The following is an 18,089-nucleotide window of genomic DNA, read 5'->3' as shown; positions in this document are numbered from 1 at the left end:
GATGCCGACGATGGACCAGTTTACCCGCCGCTCGCTTTTTGCCGTCGCGGCCTTGCCGGTCGCGCTCTCGGCCGCGCCCGCTGTCGCGGAGGATGCGCACGAGAAGCAATTGCGCGAGGATTTCGCGTGGCTCGGCAAATATGCCGCCGAGAATGCGGCGCTCAAGGCGTCGGGCAAGCCGGTGGGGCTGGTGATGATGGGCGATTCGATCACCGAGGGCTGGAAAGGCAACCACCCCGATTTCTTCGCGACCGCCGGCCGTGTCTGCCGCGGGATCAGCGGCCAGACGACTCCGCAGATGGTGCTTCGCATGATGGCCGATGTCGTCCACCTCAAACCCAAAGCGGTGCATATCATGGCGGGCACCAACGACATCGCCGGCAATACCGGCCCGATGACGCCGGCGCAGAGCCAGGACAATCTGGTGATGATGACCGAGATCGCGCGGGCGTCGGGCATCGACGTGCTGCTTGCCTCGATCCCGCCGTCGGACGGCTTCCCGTGGCGGCCGGGGCTCGCGGTCACCGACAAGATCCGGTCGCTCAACACGTGGATTGCCGATTATGCGCGGCGCGCCGGCGCGACCTTCGTCGATTACACCCCCGCACTTGCGACGCCCGAAGGCGCGATGAAGCCGGGCACCGCGTCCGACGGCGTCCATCCCACCGCGCAAGGCTATGCGGTGATGGAAAGCGTGCTGATGCCGATGATCACCCGATACCAGGTGGCGTGAGCAACGCCGCCGCCCTTCCGAATATCGCACCGCTGCCCGAACGCGGCGCGGTCGATGCCGAGACCTTCGCGCGAGAGATCGTGCCCGCGTACCGGCCCGTCGTGCTGCGCGGGCAGGTGGCCGATTGGCCGGCGGTCGCGGCCGGTGTCAGCCCGCGGGCGGCGGCGGCCTATATCGCCGGCTTCGCGAACGACCACCCGGTCGAGGTGATGATCGGCCCGCCGGAGATCGCCGGGCGCTTCTTCTATCGCGACGACATGCGCGGCTTCAATTTCACGCGTGAAGCGGTGCCGCTGCCGGCGCTCCTTGCCAGGCTGGTCGCGCTTGCCGAAACCGATCGGCCCGCGCCCGCGCCCGCGCTCTATGCCGGTGCGGCCGCCGCGGCCGATCATCTGCCGGGCTGGGTCGACGCCAACCCGCTTCGCCTGCCGGTCCCCGATGCCGTGCCGCGCGTCTGGATCGGCAATGCCACCCACGTCTCGACGCATTACGACGTGTCGAGCAACCTCGCCTGCGTGGTTGCCGGGCGGCGGCGTTTCACGCTGTTCCCGCCCGATCAGATCGCCAATCTCTATGTCGGCCCGCTCGACGTGACGATGGCGGGCCAGCCGGCGAGCATGGTCGATCTCGCCGCGCCCGATCTGGCGCGCTACCCGCGCTTCGCCGAGGCACTGGCGCACGCGATGACGGCCGAGCTGGAGCCCGGCGACGCGATCTACATTCCCGGCCTGTGGTGGCACGACGTTCAGGCGGCGGGGCCGTTCAACGTCCTCGTCAATTACTGGCGGGGATATTCCGATCTTTCGCCGTTTCCGGCGCTGGTCCATGCCCTGGTCGCGATGCGCGATCTGCCCCAGGCCGAACGGGCGGCATGGCGCGGCTGGCTCGATCATTACGTGTTCGGCGCGGAGGCGGCGCACGCCGCCGATCACCTGCCGCCGCATGCGCGCACCGTGCTCGACGCCCCTTCGCCGGCGCGCGCCGACTATATCCGCACCTATCTGCTGCGCTCGCTCGGCGGTCGCTGACGATCAGGCGCGCGCGACGGGCAAGCAAAACCGCCCGGATCACCCGCCGTTGGCGCGAAACAGGTCGAGCGTGCGCGTGCGGGCCAGATCGGCTGAGGGCGCGTGATAATCCTTGCACCGATCCGAACTGAAGCCATGCCCGGCATCGTAGAGGTGGACGGTGGTAAGCGGCGGGTCGGCGTCGATCACCTTCTGCACCTTGGCCATCGGGATGCTTGCGTCGTGCCGGCCGAAATGCAGGATCACCGGCACGCGCGGCGTTTCGTCGAGATGCTGGGGCACCAGCCTGCCGTAATAGCCCGAGGCCGCCGCGATCCGGTCGATCCGCGTCGCCGCAAGCCAGGCGATCGAGCCGCCATAGCAATAGCCGACCACGAACACCGGGCCTTTGTCGGCGAGCATGGCGACACAGGTGCCGACATCGCGCACCGACTGGTCGAGCGGATGCGCCCGCGCCAGTGCGATCGCCGCTGCGCGATCCTCGCCTTCGTAAGCCGCCTCCAGCCCCGGCGCCTCACGATCGAACAATGCCGGTGCCAGCACCTCGTAACCGTCACGCGCGAAGCCGTCCGCGACGTCGCGGATATGATCGGTGATCCCGAAAATCTCCTGCGCGACCACCAGCCCGCCGCGCCGCTCGCTTTTGGGCATGGCGTGATAAACGCCGATCTCCGCGCCGTCGGCCATCGTCATGCGGATCATCCTGCCCATCGGCTAGGTCTCCTCGTCCTTCTCTTACCGTGCCGGCGCGCGATCGAACATATCAGGCGGCACGGACGTCTGCGATCAGGCGATTGATCTGGCCGCGCAGCGTCTCGACTCCATCGGCGACATCGTCGGCGGTGCGCGACAATTCCTGCGCGGTGCGGCGCGACTGCTCGGCACGCTCGCCCAATCGCTGCATGTTCTGCGCCGCATCGGTGGTGCCGCTCTCGACATCGTCGATCGCCCCGGCAATTCGGCGCGTCATGTCGCGCTGGCGTCCCACTGCGGTCGCGACGCTGTCCGACGACTGGTCGAATCTCGTCACGAGATCGTCGACCGCGCCGATCGTCACCAGCATCGTGTCGGCTGCGGCGCGGATCGTCGCCAGCCGTTGGTCGATCTCGCCGGCGGCCGTCTGCGTCTGGCGGGCAAGGCCCTTCACTTCCTCGGCCACCACCGCGAAACCGCGTCCGGCCTCACCTGCGCGCGCGGCCTCGATCGAGGCGTTGAGCGCCAGCAGGTTTGTCTGCGCGGCGATCGCGGTGATGAAGTCGAGCACGATGGCGATCTCGCCGATCAGGACGTCGAGCGATTCGGCGTCGTTGCGCCCGGCGCGGGTCGCGTCGCGCGCGGCGAGCGCCCGGTGACGCGAATCATCGGCCTCATGGCTGATCTGCTCGATCGCCTGTGCCAGCGAGGCGCCTGATTGCCCGATTGTGCGGACGCTCGCGGCGCTCTGCTCGGCAACGGTTGCGGTGGCAAGCGCGTGCCGCTCGGTGGCCTCGGCTTCGGAAGAGAGGTTCGCGGCGGTGTGTCGCAGTGAAGGCCCGGCGGCGGCGAGACGTCGCACGGTGGCGCCGATCTTCTCTTCGAACAGGCCGAACAATTGGTCGAGCGCGGCGCCGCGGCGGGCTCGGGCCGCGTGATCATCGAGCGTACGCTGGTGCAGCCGCTCTTCCTGGGCACGGGTTCGTTCGGCAAGGTCGCGCGCTTCGATCGAGCGCGCGCGGGCGAAGGCCAGCGCGCGGGCGATGTCGCCGATCTCGTCGCTGCGATCGAGGTCCGGAATGGCGACGTCGTGCCGGTCGTCGGTGATGCCGCGCGTGGCCACCGCGATTTCGGCAAGCGGCCGCACGATGCGGCGGCGCACCATCTGCATCCCCCAGATGCTGACGGCGGCGGCAAGCAGGGTGGCGAGGATCGCGATCAGATAAACGCGCACGAATCCCGCCTCGAGCGAGCGGCGCTCGCGCTCGGCATCGGTGCGGAGTTGCTCGATCAGGGCGTTGCTCGCGACCGTCAGCGGATCGATCCCGGCGTAGAGCGCACCGCTGACGAAGAAATCGAGCCGATCGGTTTGCCCGTTGCGCAGCAGGTTCTCGAGATCAGCGATCGCGTCGTCGGCGGTGACGCGCGCTTTCTCGATCTGCGCGACCTCGCGGGCGTGATCGCGGATCAGGTCATGCGCCCTGAAGCGTGCCCAGTTGCTTGCGATCGCGGTCTGCGCCGCGTCGATCGCCGTGATCGCGCTGCTCGGTGAGAGGTTGCCGCTTTCCACCTTGTGGGCGGTCGCCAGCGCCACGCCATAGGCATCGGTCATCGTTTGCAGTTCGCTCACCGGATAAAGCCGGTCGGTGACCAGCGTGTCGACGCCGTAACTCGTCGCGATCGTCGTGCCGATCAGCGTGATTCCGAGCACTGTCTGCGTCGCCAACAGCGCCCAGATGACGCGCCGCAATTGCTGGCGGATCCCGACGGCGTGCGGCGAGGAACGAAGAAGCGAACGAAGCGAAGCAAGCATGAGGACAGCGGACCCGGTTGTTTGTCGGCCCCGTCTATCGGCGGCTGGACCCCAATGGATGGTAAACCGGGTGTTACACTTTGATGAAATCGAGCAATATTTCACACATGCCGCCGGAGCGGGCGCGACGCTTGCATCGCGCAGCCCCCGATGCTAGCAGCCGCGCAACCCATAGGAGGCCCTTTCGGGGCCCCTTTTTGCATGGGGCCACTTTCAGTCTGTCCGAAGAGGAACCCGCGTCCGTGGAGATGTCCGGCGGTATTCAAGCGAGCTTAGCAGGGCGGTACGCCACCGCCTTGTTCGCGCTCGCGCGCGATGCCCGTACGATCGACAAGGTCGAATCGAGCCTCGCCGCGATCTCGGCGGCGCTCGCCGAATCGCCCGACTTCAAGGCGCTGACGACCAGCCCGCTCGTCTCGCGCGCCGATGCCGGCAAGGCGGTCGCCGCCGCGGCGAAGGCGATGAAGCTCGACGGCACCACCGCGAACTTCCTCGGCGTGCTCGCGGCGAATCGCCGGCTGGCGCAGCTTCCCGCGATCATCCGCGCGTTCCGGACACTCGCCGCGCACCACCGCGGGGAGACCACCGCCGAGGTCGCCTCGGCGCACCCGCTGTCGGCCGCGCAGGTCGACGCGCTCAAGGCGGCGCTGCGTCAGCGGCTCGGCCGCGACGTCGCCGTCGATCTCTCGGTCGATCCCGCGCTGCTCGGTGGGCTGAAGGTCCGCATCGGCAGCCAGATGATCGACAGCTCGATCCGCACCCGTCTCAATTCCCTCGCGTACGCGATGAAAGGCTAAGGCACGCACATGGATATCCGCGCCGCAGAAATCTCGAAGGTCATCAAGGATCAGATCGCCAATTTCGGCATCGAGGCCCAGGTCAGCGAGACCGGCCAGGTGTTGAGCGTGGGTGACGGCATCGCGCGCATCCACGGGCTCGACAACGTCCAGGCGGGCGAAATGGTCGAGTTCGCGAACGGCGTGCAGGGCATGGCCTTGAACCTCGAGGCCGATAACGTCGGCGTCGTGATCTTCGGCTCGGACGCCGAGATCAAGGAAGGCGACGACGTCAAGCGTACCGGCACGATCGTCGACGTCCCCGTCGGCAAGGGGCTGCTGGGCCGCGTGGTCGACGGCCTCGGTAACCCGATCGACGGCAAGGGGCCGATCGTGAGCGACCAGCGCAGCCGCGTCGAGGTCAAGGCGCCGGGCATCATCCCGCGCAAGTCGGTCAACGAGCCGGTGCAGACCGGCCTCAAGGCGATCGACGCGCTCGTTCCCGTCGGCCGCGGCCAGCGCGAGCTGATCATCGGCGACCGCCAGACCGGCAAGACCGCCGTCGCGATCGACGCCTTCATCAACCAGAAGGGCATCAACGCCGGCGACGACGAAGGCAAGAAGCTTTACTGCATCTACGTCGCGATCGGGCAGAAGCGCTCGACCGTCGCGCAGATCGTCCGCCAACTCGAAGAAAATGGCGCGATGGAATATTCGATCGTGGTCGCCGCGACCGCGTCGGAGCCCGCGCCGCTTCAGTTCCTCGCGCCCTACACGGCCTGCGCGATGGGCGAATATTTCCGTGATAACGGCATGCACGCGCTGATCGTCTATGACGATCTGTCGAAGCAGGCGGTCGCCTATCGCCAGATGTCGCTGCTGCTGCGCCGTCCGCCGGGCCGCGAAGCCTATCCCGGCGACGTTTTCTATCTCCACAGCCGCTTGCTCGAACGCGCCGCGAAGATGAACGACGAGCACGGTAACGGCTCGCTCACCGCGCTGCCGATCATCGAGACGCAGGCCGGCGACGTGTCGGCCTATATCCCGACCAACGTGATCTCGATCACCGACGGCCAGATCTTCCTCGAAACCGATCTGTTCTTCGCCGGCATCCGCCCGGCGATCAACGTCGGCCTGTCGGTCAGCCGCGTCGGCTCGGCCGCGCAGACCAAGGCGATGAAGAAGGTGTCGGGCTCGATCAAGCTCGAGCTGGCGCAATATCGCGAGATGGCGGCGTTCGCGCAGTTCGGCTCGGACCTCGACGCTTCGACGCAGCGCCTGCTCAACCGCGGCGCACGGCTGACCGAGCTTTTGAAACAGGCCCAGTTCTCGCCGATGCCGTTCGAGGAGCAGACGGTATCGATCTTCGCGGGCACCAACGGCTATATCGACGACGTTCCGGTCGACGCGGTGACGCGCTACGAGGCGGCGATGCTCGCCGACATGCGCGCCAACCACGCCGACGTGCTCGCCGACATCCGCGACAAGCGCGACCTGTCGGACGACACCAAGGCCAAGCTCAAGGACGCGCTCGCCGCGTTCGCGAAGACGTTTGCGTAATTGATTGTGCTCCCGCGAAGGCGGGAGCCCAGACTGGGTCCCCGCCTTCACGGGGACACAAGGGAAGCTAGATGGCGTCACTCAAGGCCCTCAAGATCCGCATCGGCTCGGTGAAGTCGACGCAGAAGATCACCAAGGCGATGAAGATGGTCGCCGCCGCCAAGCTGCGCCGCGCGCAGGAAGCGGCGGTCGCCGGTCGCCCGTACGCCGAACGCCTTGAACGCGTGATGGCGAGCCTTGCCGCGCGCATCACCGTCAGCGCGTCGAGCCCGAAGCTGCTCGCCGGGACCGGCAAGGACGATCGGCACCTGCTGATCGTTGCGACGTCGGAGCGTGGGCTGGCCGGCGCGTTCAACTCAAACATCGTCCGCGCCGCCAAGCGCAAGGCCGAAGCGCTCATCGCCGAGGGTAAGCAGGTCCATTTCTTCGTGGTCGGCAAGAAGGGGCGGGTGCTCAAGCGCTTCTTCCCGACGCTGATCGCCGGCGATCACGACATGAGCGGGATCAAGTCGGTCGCGTTCGCCGACGCGCAGAAGGTCGCCGACGAGGTCGTCCGCCGCTACGAGGCGGGCGAGTTCGACGTCGCGCACCTGTTCTACGCCCGCTTCCAGTCGGCGCTGGTGCAGGAGCCGGTCGGCCGCCAGATCATCCCGGTCGCGATCGATACCAGCGCCGAGGCCGCGCCCGCCTCGTCGGCCGCCGTCGAATATGAGCCCGACGAGGAATCGATCCTTGCCGATCTCCTGCCGCGCAACATCGCGATCCAGATTTTCGGCGCGCTGCTGGAGAATGCGGCGTCCGAACAGGGCAGCCGCATGACCGCGATGGACAATGCCACGCGCAACGCCGGCGACATGATCAACCGCCTGACGATCCAGTACAACCGCACCCGCCAGGCCGCGATCACGACGGAACTGGTTGAGATTATTTCCGGAGCGGAAGCTCTATAATTTGGCCTTCCCCGGGGAAGCACGACTTAAAAGGCAGGACTGACAGACATGGCAAGCGAAGCCCCCACCACCAAGAAGCCAGCCGCCAAGCCGCGCGCCAGGAAGGCTGCGCCCGCGACGAAGGCGGCAGCGCCCAAGGCGAAGGCCGCGGCGCCCAAGGCGACGACCAACAATGTCGGCCGCATCAGCCAGGTGATCGGCGCCGTCGTCGACGTGGCGTTCGAGGATCAGCTTCCGGCGATCCTCTCGGCGCTCGAGACCGACAATAACGGCAACCGCCTCGTGCTCGAGGTCGCGCAGCATCTCGGTGAGAATACCGTCCGCACGATCGCGATGGACGCGACCGACGGTCTCACCCGCGGCCAGGTCGTCACCGACACCGGCTCGCAGATCCGCATGCCCGTCGGCCCCAAGACGCTCGGCCGCATCCTCAACGTGATCGGTGAGCCGATTGACGAACTCGGCCCCGTCGGCGCGACCGAAACCGCGCCGATCCACGCGCCCGCGCCGCTGTTCGTCGATCAGTCGACCGAAAGCGCGATCCTCGTCACCGGCATCAAGGTCATCGATCTGCTCGCGCCCTACGCCAAGGGCGGCAAGATCGGCCTGTTCGGCGGCGCCGGCGTCGGCAAGACCGTGCTGATCCAGGAACTGATCAACAACATCGCCAAGGGCCACGGCGGCACCTCGGTGTTCGCCGGCGTCGGCGAGCGTACCCGCGAGGGCAACGACCTCTATCACGAATTCCTCGACGCGGGCGTCATCGCCAAGGACGCCGAGGGCAAGGCAACCTCGGAAGGCTCCAAGGTCGCGCTGGTCTATGGTCAGATGAACGAGCCGCCGGGCGCGCGTGCCCGCGTCGCGCTCTCGGGCCTGACGATCGCCGAATATTTCCGCGATGTCGAAGGCCAGGACGTGCTGTTCTTCGTCGACAACATCTTCCGCTTCACGCAGGCGGGCTCGGAAGTGTCGGCGTTGCTCGGCCGCATTCCGTCGGCGGTGGGCTATCAGCCGACGCTGTCGACCGACATGGGCGCGCTGCAAGAGCGCATCACCTCGACCCACAAGGGCTCGATTACGTCGGTGCAGGCGATCTACGTCCCCGCGGACGATCTTACCGATCCGGCGCCGGCAACGTCGTTTGCGCACCTGGATGCGACCACGGTGCTCAACCGCGCGATCTCGGAACTCGGCATCTATCCCGCGGTGGACCCGCTCGATTCGACCAGCCGCGTGCTCGAGCCACGCGTCGTCGGGCAAGAGCATTACGAGACCGCACGTGCCGTCCAGTCGATCCTGCAGAAGTATAAGAGCCTGCAGGACATCATCGCCATTCTCGGCATGGACGAATTGTCGGAAGAAGATAAGCTGACGGTTGCGCGCGCGCGCAAGATCCAGCGCTTCCTCAGCCAGCCGTTCCACGTCGCCGAGGTGTTCACCGGCATCCCCGGCAAGTTCGTCGCGATCGAGGACACGATCCGCTCGTTCAAGGCGGTGGTCGACGGCGAATATGATCACCTGCCCGAAGCCGCCTTCTACATGGTTGGCGGCATCGACGAGGCGATCGCCAAGGCCGAGAAGCTGGCCGAAGCGGCGTAAGCACTATCCGGCCTCTCCCCTGCGGGGGAGGGGCCAAGGGAATCCAACATGCTCCACTTCGAACTCGTCACTCCCGAACACCTCGTCCGCTCCGAGGACGTGTACATGGTCGTCGTGCCGGGCAGCGAGGGCGATTTCGGCGTGCTCGCGCATCACGCGCCGCTGATGTCGACGATTCGCGACGGCAATCTCGTGATCCATCGTGAGGAAAAGGGCACACCCGAGACGATCCGCATCGAAGGCGGTTTCGCCGAGGTCAACGAGCGCGGCCTGACGATCCTCGCCGAACGCGCGGAATAACGCTACGCGATCAGCCGCGCTGCCAGCCGAAGCCCGATCAGCGCCGCCGCCGCGCCCGCGATCAGATCGACCAGATAATGGCCGCCGCCGACGATCGCGGAGGCGAACATCAGGGCGTTGAGCGCAACCAGCGGCCACCCCAGCCTGCCGAACGACGCGAAGCCCCAGCCGAGCAGCACCGCCGCCGCTGCGTGAAAGCTCGGGAAAGTGATGATGCCGGTCAGGCTCTCGCTGCCCAATGTCCGCAGCGCGCCGCTGCGCAAGCGCTCGAACGTATCGAGCCAGTGGAGATCGTAGGGCGGCGTTCCCGTCGCAGGCACGAAGGAAAAGACCGCCAGACACATCGCCAGCGTCAGCGCCCACGCGCCGAGGAAGCGTCGCGCGGCATCGTTGCGCCCCGTCACCGCGAACGCGACGAGCAGCGCCAGCGGCTGGAAAGTGATGCTGTCATAAGCGATCCGCATCGCCGCGACGGCGGTCGACGATCGATAGACAAGGGCGACGGCCTGCGCACGATCGAACCCGAACAGGTGGCGATCGATCGCCGAAAGATATGGGTCGGCGAGCGGGAAATCGGTGGTCGCGAGGATCGCCGCGCATAACGGCGCCAGCACCGAAAACGCGGCGAACAGCGCCAATGTTTCGGCCAGATCGGGCACGATCGGCACCGTCAGCCAGCGCGCCGCCATCCCGATTGCGATCAACCCGACGAGCAGGATCGCGACCGCGTCGAGCGGGTCGTGCGCATAACCGAAGTCACTGAACGCGACCGCCACGATCAGGAAGGCCACGCCGGCGGCAGCCATCGCGTAGAGCGGCGTGAAACGGCGGTCGATCAGCACGCGAGGGCGCACCGCCGCCGCCGTGGCGCCGGGATCGAATCGATTATCAGCCGCGTGCGCCATCCGCGCCAGCATAGTCGCACGCGCTTGAAGCAAGCGTTAAGGGGCTGTTTGGGAAATCGCGAAAGAGCGATTTCTGAGGCGGCACCGGCCCACTCCCCCACCCGACCACCCAACGACAGTATCCTATGGGTGGTCGGGTGGGGGAGTGGGCCGGTGCCGCCATGCGCCGGAAAGCGCAGCCCAAACAGACTCTCAATCCGCTTTGATGGCAAGCGACGGGAAGCATCGCCGCGACGGCGCGCCTATATCGGTTGCATGACACAAACCGACATCGACACCAACGCCGCCTGGGCCGCCTTTTCGATGCGTGATCGCAACGCCGATGGTCGCTTCGTTGTCGCGGTCAGAACCACCGGCATCTATTGCAAGCCGAGCTGCCCCGCGCGCCATCCGCGTCGCGAGAATGTCGCTTTCTATGCCGATCCGGCCGAAGCGCGCGCGGCGGGGTTTCGCGCCTGCCTGCGCTGCAAGCCCGACGAGGTCGGGCGCGATCGAATCGCCGTCGCGCGCGCGATCGCGCTGATCGAGGCCGCCGAGGAAGCGATCGCGCTCGACGATCTCGCCGCGCACGTCGGCTATGCGCCGCACCATTTCCACCGCCTGTTCAAGCGCGCGACCGGCGTGACGCCCGCCGCCTATGCGCGCGGCCTGCGCGCCCGTGCCGCGGCCGATGCCTTGAAGGAGGATACGAGTGTGACCGAAGCGATCTACGAAGCCGGCTATTCGGCGCCGAGCCGCTTCTACGACAGCGGCGCGCGGCGGCTGGGGATGACGCCGAGCGCGTGGAAGCGCGGCGGCGCGGGGGTGACGATCCGCTGGACGGTCGCGGAGACCAGCCTCGGCCCGCTGCTCGTCGCGGCGACCGACAAGGGGCTGTGCCGCGTGTCGTTCGACGAGGACGCGGCGGCGCTGCGCGCGCGCTTTCCCAAGGCCGAGATCACGGCCGGCGGCGCCGCGCTCGCCGAGCTTGCCGCGCGCGTCGTCGCCAGCGTCGAATCGCCCGAGCGCGATCAGCAATTGCCGCTCGACGTCCAGGGCACCGCGTTCCAGGAGGCGGTGTGGCAGGCACTGCGCGCGATCCCTGCGGGCGAGACGCGCACCTATAGCGAGCTTGCCGCCGCCGCCGGCAACCCGCGTGCGGTGCGCGCGGCGGGAACGGCGTGCGGGGCCAACAACGTTGCCGTCGTCATCCCCTGCCACCGTGCGCAACGCGCCGACGGCAGCATGGGCGGCTATGCTTACGGCGTGGACCGCAAGATCGCGCTCAGGAAGCGCGAGGGGGTCGAATAGCGCAACGAGCCCCGCACCCATCCGATGGTGGGCGCGGGGCCGGTCGATCAGCCTTCCATCTCTTCGAGTTCGCGCCCGCGCGTCTCGTGGACCATCGCGCGCACGAAGAAGAACGAGATGAACGCCGCCGCGGCATAGAAGCCATAGGTCACCGGCAGCCCGATATTCGCCGCCATCCACGGGAAGCTCACGCTGATCCCGAAATTGGCGACCCATTGCGCGAACCCCGATACGGCGAGCCCCGAGCCGCGAATCTGGTTCGGGAACATCTCGCCGAGCATCACCCACATCACCGGGCCCCAGCTTGCGTTGAAGAAGATCACATAGGCGTTGGCCGCGATCAGCGCGATCAGCCCGTACTGGTCCGAAAGCTGGAGCGAACCGTCGACCAGCGTTCCGGTCGAAAAGCAGAAGGCGACGATCGCCAGCGTCACCGCCATCCCCGCCGATCCGACGAGCAGCAGCGGCTTGCGCCCGATCCGGTCGATCGTGAAAATCGTGAACAGGCACGCGAGGATCGAAAGCGATCCCGACAGGATGTTGATCAGCAGCGCGTCGTTCTCGCTGAACCCCACCGACTGCCACAGCACCGATCCGTAATAGAAGACGATGTTGATGCCGACGAGCTGCTGGAACACCGCGAGGCCGATTCCCGCCCACACGATCTTGCGTACCTTGCCGGTCGCCTTGTCGCGCAAGTCGGCGAGGCGGGGGCGGTGGTGGTCGGCAGCGAGCGAGGCGCGGATCTCGCCGACCTTGCGCACGCCCGCGCCGGCGCCGAGGATGCGCGACAGCACGCTCTCGGCGTCGGCATCGCGGCCCTTCATGACGAGGTAGCGCGGGCTGTCCGGGATCAGCAGCAGCAGGATGAGATACAGTCCGGCCGGGATCACCTGTGCCCAGAACATCCAGCGCCACGCCGGATAGCCGAGCCAGAAGATTTCGGTCGAATGCCCGGCATTGTGCGCCAGCCAGTAATTGACGAGGAACGCGCCGGTCAGCCCGGCGATGATCATCACCTGCTGGACGCTCGACAGCCGCCCGCGGATCGATGCCGGGGTCACCTCGCTGATATAGACCGGCGCGAGCACGCTCGCCGCGCCCACCGCCAGCCCGGCGAAGAAGCGCGCGAAGATGAAGATCACATCCGATGGCGCGGCGCCCGCGAGCAGCGCGCTCAGGATGAAGACGAGCGCGGAGAGCATCATCACCGCGCGGCGGCCGATCGCGTCGGCGAGCCGCCCGGCGGCGAACGCACCGACCGCGCAGCCCGGCAGCAGCGCCGCGACCGATATCCCCAGCCCGACATCGTCGAGCCCGAACGCCTGGCGCAACCCGTCCTGCGTGCCGTTGATCACGCCCGAATCGTATCCGAACATGAAGCCGCCGATCGTCGCGACCGCCACGATCAGCGCGATCAGGCCCTTGTTGACCCGTTCGTCGGTCCCCTCAGTCATCCCCGTCTCTCCTTGCCGCCCGATTCTCGTCGATCGGATGAACCGCTATGTTAGCGCTAGCAGCGTATTGCGCGAGCTTTTTCTTAGGGTCCGGACCCTAGGGGGCTCCCCGTCAGGCGTTGTCGCGGTGCGGCGGCCCCGCCGAATCGCGGATCACGAATTCGAAATCGAGCACCCGTTCGCGCGCATGGGATTTTCCCCGCCCCGCGCCGAGATGCGCGAGCAGCAGGTCGAGCGCCGCTTCGGCCATCGCCGCGATCGGCTGGCGGATCGTCGTCAGTTCGGGCCAGATCGAGGTCGCGAGCGCGGTGTCGTCGAAACCGGTGATGCTGATGTTGCGCGGCACCTCGAGCCCGCTGCGGTGCGCGACCGAAACCGTGGCGGCGGCCATGTCGTCGTTGGCGGCGAAGATCGCGGTGGGGCGGCGCGGCCGCGTGATCAGCCGCTGGGCGGCCACCAGCCCCGATTTGTAGCTGAAATAGCCTTGTTCCACCGGTGCCGCGTCGGGATCCAGCCCCGCTTCGGCCAGCGCGTCGTTGAAGCCGCGGTGCCGCTCGGCGCTCGCCATATGTCCCGGATGCCCCCGGATATGGCCGATGTCGCGGTGGCCGAGCCCGATCAGATGGCGCGTGATCGTCTTCGCCGCTTCGTAATCGTCGATCCGCACGTTGAGCGCGTCGGCGGGCGCGAGCCCACGCGCGACCGACACCACCGGGATGCCCGCGGCGGCGAGTTCGGCATGGACGGGCTCGAATTCGGACACCGGCGGCGGCAGGATGACGCCTTCGACGCGGGTGTTGGCGAAGCGCCGCGTTGCCTCGGCCTGCGCCTCGGCGGTCTCGCCCTCGCACACCTCGATGACGAGATGGCAGCCGGCGCGGCGTGCGCCGTCGAGCGCGCCGACGAGGAACTGCGTCAGATAGGCGTCCGATGGGTTGGCGTAGAACAGCCCGATATGCGTCGCCGATCCCGCGGCGAGCGAGCGCGCGGCGGTGTTGGGCGAATAATTGAGCTGCTCGATCGCCTCGAGCACGCGGCGGCGCGTGCTGTCGCGCACATTGGGCGCGCCGTTGACGACGCGCGACACCGTCATCGACGAGACCCCCGCGACGCTCGCCACGTCGAGGATCGTTGCCGTTCCCCGGCTTCTACGGCTCGATTTGGGCACGGCCTCTCCTGTCCGCCGCATCTAGCGTCACGTGTGGCACCAAGGCAATCACCCGTGCGCGTCCAGCCACGCGGCCACCCAGACGAGCGGCGCGTTCCAGTTGATCGCGACTTCGTTCATCGAGAACGCGCGCCAGTCGTCGGCCCAGCAGCGCTGCGGTGCGCACGGCCCCATCGCGGCGCCGATCTCGTCGGCCCGGCGCGAACTCGAATTGGGGCCGCCCGACAGCACGCCGGGCGGGGGAGGGGGCAGCGCCGCGTCGGCCGCGTGCGCCCAGAAGCGGTGGTGCGGCTGCGTCATCGGCCGCGCGCCGAACCCCGACACGAACGAACGGTCGAGCGGGTTGCGGCCGAGGATATAATCCATCGCGTCGATCACGCCGTCGCGATAGGCCGGCTTGCCGGTGATATCGCCCGCGAGCGCGAGCAGGATCGCGCGGTTGAGCAGGTTCGAGTTTGAGCCCCAGGGATAGGCCGGCGGATCGTACGGAATCCGATAGCCGACGCGCGCCTCGTCGCTGAGGAAACCGTCGGCGGCGGCGACGATGGCCTTGCCCAGCCGCACGCGATCCGCCGCGGGCAGCGCGCTCGGCAGCGTCGCGAGCGCGATCGTGCCCAGCGTCGCGGTGGTCGGCCAGCCGAACTCGCCGGCTTGGGGGCCGCGGAAGAACGGGCTCGCCTCGATCGCGGCGCGATAATGCGGCGCGCCGGTGGTGACGAACAATTCGGCTGCCGCCCAGTAGAATTCGTCGGCGAGCGCCCCGTCGCCATAACCGCCGCTGCCGGTGAAATCGGCGACGGGGTAGATGTCGGGATGCGCCTCGGCCGCCGCGAAGGCGCGCTGGGCGGCATCGAGGCAGCGCGCCGAAAAGGCCGGATCGATCGTGCGCCAGATCCGCGCGCATTGCGCCGCCGTCGCGGCGAGGTTGAGCGTCGCCGCGGTGCTCGGCGGGAACAGCACGCGGCGCTCGGGGTCGTCCTGCGGCGGCATCGGCAGCGCCGTCCAATGTTCGTCGGCGACCTTGTGGAACGCCATGCCTGAAACGTCGGTCGGCACCGGCGCAAGCCCCTTCGCCGCGCGCGCCACGTCGGGCACGACCGCCATCGTGGTTCCCGCGGGCGCCTGCATCGCGAGCAGGAAATTCATCTCCCAGCGCGCCTCGTCGAGCAGGTCGCTGGTGCCGTTCCCCGCCTCGGGCAGCGCCGCCGATCCATCGGCGAAGGGCGGCGCCTTCCAGCGCTGGCCCCGCTCATAAAGGTCGAGCAGCGTCCACAGCGCGATCCCGCCGTTGACGACATATTTGCCGTGGTCGCCGGCATCGTACCAGCCGCCGGTGACGTCGTAGCTATTCGCGCAGCCGGGCCACCGGTTGCCCTGTTCGTCGGTGCCGGCCACGCAGGTGACGATCTCGTGAGGATGCCCCGCCGGCCGTGCCCAGCGATCGCCGCCCGCATAGCGCGCCTCGATCGGCGTCCCTGCGCGCGACTGGTAGAAATAATTGAGCGCCGCGTGCTTGAGCGGCGCGTAGAGGCCGGGCTGAACCGCGAACGGGCGGCTCTCGCGCGCGCCGACATGCAGTCGAAAGCCTTCGCCGCGCCCCGTGAAGCCACCGAAATCGATCAGATGGAGATGCTCGCCCGACGCCGCGTCGTCGCCGATCACGATCGTCTCGCCAGACGCGACCGTCGCGCCCCTGGCATCGGCCAGCGTCCACCTCAGCGGTGCCGTCGCCGCATCGGGCAGCAAGGCGCGCTTGGGCCCGTCAGGCAGCAGCCCGATCTGGTTGAGCCGGATCGGCGCCGAGGGGGCGGGCGCCGCCGACGATGCCGGCGTGGCCAAGGCGACCATGACCGCAAACGCGATCCCGCCGATCGTGCGTGCCTTCAGCGCACTCGCTCCGTCACCCCGGACGTGTTCCGGGGTCCGCCGGGCCGCGAACCAATCGGCCGCGGCATCTGCGGGACGGCGGATGCCGGAACACGTCCGGCATGACGATCGGGCGATGAGCGTTCCCCCAAAACTAATCGGCGGCATAAGCGTAAATCCCCAGCATCGTCCCCACGAATCCGCCCGCGACCTCGGTGCTCAGGATCGTCCCGTCCACATCGCGCGCGAGCACGCGCCACACGCCCGGCCTGGTCGCATAGGCGAAGTCGTAGCGCCCGCCGCGTGCCGTGATGCGAAGGTCGATCGGCGCACCGGCAGCGGCGTCGAGCGGCGCCTCGGCCACCATCGTTCCCGCTTTCGGGTTGCGCTCTCCGGCGCGGCGGTCGAGCCGGATCATCGCCTTGCCCGCCACTTGCTCGATCCCGAGGAAGAACCAGTAATCGTCGTTCTGGAACGCGGCGAGCCCCGCGCGGTCGCCGTCCTGTGCGGGCGCGAACCGCACCCGCGTCGTGACGCTCGCGTTCAGATGCTGCTGCCGGCGCGCGAGGAACGAGGGATTGCCGCTGTCGCCCAGCCCCACCGCCCGCGCGTCGAGAGTCGCGCCGTCGCCAAGCCGATACCAATGCCCGGCCGGATTGCGCAGCATCATCCAGTCGAGCGGCAGCGCGGGGCCATCGAATCGCTCGCGCCGCGTCATCGGCCCCGTGGTGGGGGCGGGCGCGGTTGCCACGGGTAAGTCGGGCCGGGCATGGACATAGGGCACCGCCGCGCCCGGCGCGGTGATCCGCGGCCAGCCGTCGGCCCACGTCACCGGCAGCAGAAAGGTCTCGCGCCCGGTGTTGAAGTTGCGCCCGTCATAAGGCCGCACGCCGAGAAAGGTCGCCCACCAGCCCTTGCCGGTATCGACGAACCCGGCATGGCCCGTCGAGGTGATCGGGAAGGCGCGGGTCGCGGGCAGATTGCGCTGGGTCAGGATCGGGTTGCCGACGAAGGGCACGTACGGCCCGGTCACCGCATCGGCACGGAATACCACTTCGGAATGGTTTTCCGCCGTCCCGCCCTCGGCCGCGATCAGATAATAATGCCCGTCTTTCTTGAAAAGGTGCGGCCCTTCAATCCAGATCGGATCGGCCGCCGGATCGGCGCCGCCATCGACGATCACCCGCCGCGCACCCACCAGCCGCTTGGTCGCCGGATCGAAGCGTTGCAGCCAGATCGCGCGGTGCCCGTCGTAGCGCGGCGGCTCGGCGGGGACGTCGTTATTGACCAGCCACGCGCTGCCGTCGTCGTCGAAGAACAGCGACGGATCGATCCCGCCCGCCGCCTCTTTGAGCCATATGGGATCGGACCACGGCCCCGCGGGGTCGGTCGCGGTGATCACGAAATTGCCGCCGCAATCGACGCAGGTGTTGACGATCCAGAAGGTGCCGTCGCGATACGAGATCGCCGGCGCATAGAGCCCGCGCGACACCCCCAGCGCGCCGAAATCGACCATGTCCGGCCGGTCGATCGCATTGCCGATCTGGGTCCAATGGACCAGATCGGTGCTCCTGAAGACGGGCAGGCCGGGGAAATAGGAAAAGGTCGAGTTGACCAGATAATAAGCGTCGCCCGCGCGCGTGATGCTGGGATCGGGATAGAAGCCGGCGAGGATCGGATTGCGATAATCGCCCGGCGCTTGCGTCACCCCCGGCGGCAGCGCGTCGTCGCCCGTATAATCGACCCAGGCGAAGGTCGCGGTGCGCGGCGCCGACGCGGCGCCCGGCAGCGTGAGCGCTCCCAGCGCTATCGCCAGCACGCCCCAGATCGGCGATCCGCCGCGCATCCCCGCTCCCCTCTATGTTTGTGCTAACGCTACCACGAGTAAAGCGGCATGGCTATGCGGGATTATCTCCCCCTCGACCTCCCCGGCGAAGGCCGGGGTCCAGTT

At 68.0% G+C, this 18,089-nt stretch carries 15 protein-coding genes; 8 read left to right on the top strand and 7 right to left on the bottom strand.

Annotated features, from left to right (window positions below; genetic code table 11):
* Positions 1-10 precede the first annotated feature (10 nt).
* Together DFR49_RS09570 and DFR49_RS09565 are read left to right on the top strand one after the other, a co-directional pair.
* The gene (locus tag DFR49_RS09570) at positions 11-733 is read left to right on the top strand and encodes a GDSL-type esterase/lipase family protein (RefSeq protein ID WP_119035543.1); all 723 of its coding nucleotides are present in this window, start codon (positions 11-13) and stop codon (positions 731-733) included.
* On the top strand, positions 730-1,761 hold the full coding sequence (locus DFR49_RS09565; RefSeq protein ID WP_119035542.1) for a cupin-like domain-containing protein: 1,032 nt from the start codon (positions 730-732) through the stop codon (positions 1,759-1,761). Before DFR49_RS09570 ends, DFR49_RS09565 begins: the two co-directional genes overlap by 4 nt.
* Before the next feature lie 39 nt (positions 1,762-1,800).
* Here the strand turns inward: DFR49_RS09565 and DFR49_RS09560 are convergent, their stop codons facing one another.
* Positions 1,801-2,454, bottom strand: a complete 654-nt coding sequence (locus DFR49_RS09560) for a dienelactone hydrolase family protein (RefSeq protein WP_245968332.1) — start codon at positions 2,452-2,454, stop codon at positions 1,801-1,803.
* A gap of 70 nt (positions 2,455-2,524) precedes the next feature.
* Positions 2,525-4,267, bottom strand: coding sequence for a methyl-accepting chemotaxis protein (locus DFR49_RS22540; protein ID WP_425454931.1), 1,743 nt, complete (start codon positions 4,265-4,267; stop codon positions 2,525-2,527).
* 242 nt (positions 4,268-4,509) lie between these two features.
* Between DFR49_RS22540 and DFR49_RS09550 the strand changes: the two genes are divergently transcribed.
* The 5 genes from DFR49_RS09550 (at position 4,510) to DFR49_RS09525 (ending at position 9,452) form a co-directional block, all read left to right on the top strand.
* The gene (locus DFR49_RS09550) at positions 4,510-5,064 is read left to right on the top strand and encodes a F0F1 ATP synthase subunit delta (protein WP_119035540.1); all 555 of its coding nucleotides are present in this window, start codon (positions 4,510-4,512) and stop codon (positions 5,062-5,064) included.
* A gap of 9 nt (positions 5,065-5,073) precedes the next feature.
* The gene (gene atpA / locus DFR49_RS09545) at positions 5,074-6,603 is read left to right on the top strand and encodes a F0F1 ATP synthase subunit alpha (RefSeq protein WP_119035539.1); all 1,530 of its coding nucleotides are present in this window, start codon (positions 5,074-5,076) and stop codon (positions 6,601-6,603) included.
* A 71-nt stretch (positions 6,604-6,674) separates the two neighbouring features.
* Entirely contained in the window at positions 6,675-7,553 is an 879-nt protein-coding gene (locus DFR49_RS09540; RefSeq protein ID WP_119035538.1) for a F0F1 ATP synthase subunit gamma, read from the top strand.
* 48 nt (positions 7,554-7,601) lie between these two features.
* The gene (gene atpD / locus DFR49_RS09530) at positions 7,602-9,152 is read left to right on the top strand and encodes a F0F1 ATP synthase subunit beta (protein ID WP_245968331.1); all 1,551 of its coding nucleotides are present in this window, start codon (positions 7,602-7,604) and stop codon (positions 9,150-9,152) included.
* A gap of 48 nt (positions 9,153-9,200) precedes the next feature.
* Positions 9,201-9,452, top strand: coding sequence for an ATP synthase F1 subunit epsilon (locus DFR49_RS09525; protein WP_119035537.1), 252 nt, complete (start codon positions 9,201-9,203; stop codon positions 9,450-9,452).
* Positions 9,453-9,454: 2 nt separating this feature from the next.
* Here the strand turns inward: DFR49_RS09525 and DFR49_RS09520 are convergent, their stop codons facing one another.
* Positions 9,455-10,369 (bottom strand): phosphatase PAP2 family protein, encoded by a 915-nt coding sequence (locus DFR49_RS09520; protein ID WP_119035536.1) that lies wholly within the window; start codon positions 10,367-10,369, stop codon positions 9,455-9,457.
* Between the two features lie 243 nt (positions 10,370-10,612).
* Here DFR49_RS09520 and ada point away from each other — a divergent pair, with 243 nt between their 5' ends.
* Positions 10,613-11,647: a bifunctional DNA-binding transcriptional regulator/O6-methylguanine-DNA methyltransferase Ada gene (gene ada / locus DFR49_RS09515; RefSeq protein WP_119035535.1), complete on the top strand. Its 1,035-nt coding sequence runs from the start codon at positions 10,613-10,615 to the stop codon at positions 11,645-11,647.
* Positions 11,648-11,694: 47 nt separating this feature from the next.
* Here the strand turns inward: ada and DFR49_RS09510 are convergent, their stop codons facing one another.
* The 4 genes from DFR49_RS09510 to DFR49_RS09495 all read right to left on the bottom strand — a co-directional run bounded on the left by DFR49_RS09510 (position 11,695) and on the right by DFR49_RS09495 (position 17,984).
* Complete coding sequence (locus DFR49_RS09510; protein WP_119035534.1) at positions 11,695-13,104, bottom strand: sugar porter family MFS transporter; 1,410 nt, start codon at positions 13,102-13,104, stop codon at positions 11,695-11,697.
* A 112-nt stretch (positions 13,105-13,216) separates the two neighbouring features.
* A complete protein-coding gene (locus DFR49_RS09505; protein WP_245968330.1) occupies positions 13,217-14,272 on the bottom strand; it encodes a LacI family DNA-binding transcriptional regulator in 1,056 nt (351 codons plus the stop codon).
* Between the two features lie 48 nt (positions 14,273-14,320).
* Positions 14,321-16,120: a glycoside hydrolase family 9 protein gene (locus tag DFR49_RS09500; RefSeq protein WP_119035532.1), complete on the bottom strand. Its 1,800-nt coding sequence runs from the start codon at positions 16,118-16,120 to the stop codon at positions 14,321-14,323.
* Positions 16,121-16,292: 172 nt separating this feature from the next.
* Positions 16,293-17,984, bottom strand: a complete 1,692-nt coding sequence (locus DFR49_RS09495; protein WP_119035531.1) for a glycoside hydrolase family 43 protein — start codon at positions 17,982-17,984, stop codon at positions 16,293-16,295.
* Positions 17,985-18,089 lie beyond the last annotated feature (105 nt).

Source organism: Hephaestia caeni (assembly GCF_003550065.1).
GTDB classification, from domain to species: domain Bacteria; phylum Pseudomonadota; class Alphaproteobacteria; order Sphingomonadales; family Sphingomonadaceae; genus Sphingomonas; species Sphingomonas caeni_A.
The sequence above is the reverse complement of the archived record's forward strand: the minus strand, read 5'-3'. Positions and strand labels throughout refer to the sequence as shown.